The organism is Micromonospora sp. NPDC050397, from assembly GCF_044901685.1.
Taxonomy (GTDB): Bacteria; Actinomycetota; Actinomycetes; order Mycobacteriales; family Micromonosporaceae; genus Micromonospora_G.
In genome coordinates this window covers 1-1,590 of sequence record NZ_JBJDPS010000047.1, presented here as the reverse complement: position 1 = coordinate 1,590, position 1,590 = coordinate 1, and the positions used below count along the sequence as shown (strand labels likewise).

Here is a 1,590-nt window from a genome sequence, read left to right as displayed (position 1 = left end):
CTAACTCGAAAATCGAACCGCAGGCAGACGCGCGGCAGCATCCCGCGTAGCGAAGCGGAGCGGGATGGGTGCTTGCCGGGTGGGCGGCTGTTATGCGGCGAGGTCGAGGGTGACGCGGTAGCCGAGGGCTTCGAGTTGGTGGATGTGGTTGCGTTTGCGGCGTTCGGTGTCGGTGCGATTGAGGTAGAAGTCGGCGCCGAGGTCGTGGAAGTGGGCGTCGGGGTCGGACAGTAGGTGCCAGATGATCGTCAGGACCGAACGGCCGACCGCGACGATCGCGCGTTTGGCGCCACGTCTTCGCGCGATGCGCCGATATCGTTCGCCGAGGAACGTGTCGGTCCGGGCGGCGGTGACCGCGATCTGCCCGAGAACGCGGGCGAGGTAGCGGTTGCCGTGCCCGGTCGACCCGTTGCCTTTGCGTCGTCCGGCGGACTCCTTGACACCGGGCGCGAACTTCGCCCAGCCCGCGAGGTGGGCGGGGGTCGGGAAACGGGTCATGTCCACGCCGATCTCGGCGATGATCGTGGCAGCGGCGGCCGGCCCGATTCCGGGGATTTCAAGCAGTCGGGCCGCCGCCGGGGCGAAAGGGGCCAGTTGCGCCTCGATCCGGGCATCGACCTCGCGGATGTCGGCCTCGACCTGCTCGACCCGGGCGATCATCTTGCCCAGCAGGAACGCGTGATGATCCGTGAAATGACCGGTCAACGCCTCTTGCAACGCGGGGATCTTGCGGCGCAGGCTGGAACGGGCCAACTCAGCCAACGTGTGTGGGTCACGCTGACCGGCGATCAGCGCGGCCATCATCGCCCGCCCGGACGTGCCGAACAGGTCGCTGACCACGACCGACAACTTGATCTGCGCGTCTTCGAGCAGCTTCTCCGCCCGGTTACGTTCCGCCCCCGCCTCGGCGATCAGATCGACCCGGTAGCGGGTCAGGTCCCGCAGCATCCGGATCGGCGCAGGTGGCACGAAACTCGGCCGGATCATCTGCCGCTCGGCGACCTTGCACAACCACACCGCGTCCAGCTTGTCGGTCTTCGGCCGGCCCGGCAGATGCTTCACGTCACGAGCGTTGACCAGCCACACCTCAAACCCGTGCGCCTCAAGGAGGTAGAACACCGGCTTCCAGTAGTCACTGGTCGCCTCCATCACCACCCGGGTCACCCCCAGCACGGCCAGCCGCTCAGCCAACCCGATCAACGATCGAGTCATCGTCGGGTAGGTCCGCACCTCCTGCAACCGCCGTCCGGGCTTCGCCTCGTCCGGCACCCGCACGCAACACACCAACGACGCCTTACCGATGTCCAACCCGGCCACACGCGTGATGATCTGCTCTTCGTCCTGGGCGTGTTCCAGCAACCGAACCCCTCCCCACCAGCGCGAACATCAGGGCGGTCGCCCGCGGCAGCCACAGAACGGGTGAATCTAACTCACGTGCTCGCAGCAACAGTGAAGGGCCCAAAACGCGACTACCAGCGTCCGACTAACCCACGACCTCGTAGGACCAAGGAGCGACGACGTCAGCGAGCGACCAACACGATTTTCAGCCCGGAACGGGCCACCTCGCCAGAGGCGACAAGGACTAACCCC

The 1,590-nt window shown here is 66.5% G+C and carries 1 protein-coding gene; it reads right to left on the bottom strand.

Features of this window, described 5'->3' with window-relative positions; genetic code table 11:
* Positions 1-90: 90 nt before the first annotated feature.
* The gene (locus ACI2K4_RS36275; protein WP_404517629.1) at positions 91-1,359 is read right to left on the bottom strand and encodes an IS110 family transposase; all 1,269 of its coding nucleotides are present in this window, start codon (positions 1,357-1,359) and stop codon (positions 91-93) included.
* Between the last annotated feature and the right edge of the window lie 231 nt (positions 1,360-1,590).